This window comes from Pseudomonas sp. SWRI81 (assembly GCF_014268545.1).
Taxonomy (GTDB): Bacteria; Pseudomonadota; Gammaproteobacteria; order Pseudomonadales; family Pseudomonadaceae; genus Aquipseudomonas; species Aquipseudomonas hamedanensis.
On record NZ_JABWQS010000114.1, the window covers coordinates 1 to 270 of the forward strand.

The 270-nt window shown below is 57.4% G+C and carries 1 pseudogene; it reads left to right on the forward strand.

Features of this window, described 5'->3' with window-relative positions:
* Positions 1-270, forward strand: a pseudogene (locus HU765_RS26665) (bifunctional NADH-specific enoyl-ACP reductase/trans-2-enoyl-CoA reductase); the annotation flags it as partial.

Here is a 270-nt window from a genome sequence, read left to right on the forward strand (position 1 = left end):
GCCTGGCAGCGAAGGCAAAACCGGTTCCGCCGGTTGGTACAACTCCGCCGGTTTCGACAAGGCAGCTAAAGAAGAAGGCCTGTACGCGAAAAGCATCAACGGCGACGCATTTTCCAACGAGTGCCGTCAGACCGTTATCGATCTGATCAAGAAAGACCTGGGTCAGGTTGACCTGGTGGTTTACTCGCTGGCTTCGCCGGTGCGTAAGATGCCGGAAACGGGCGAAGTGGTGCGTTCCGCACTGAAGCCGATCGGCGAGCCGTACAAATC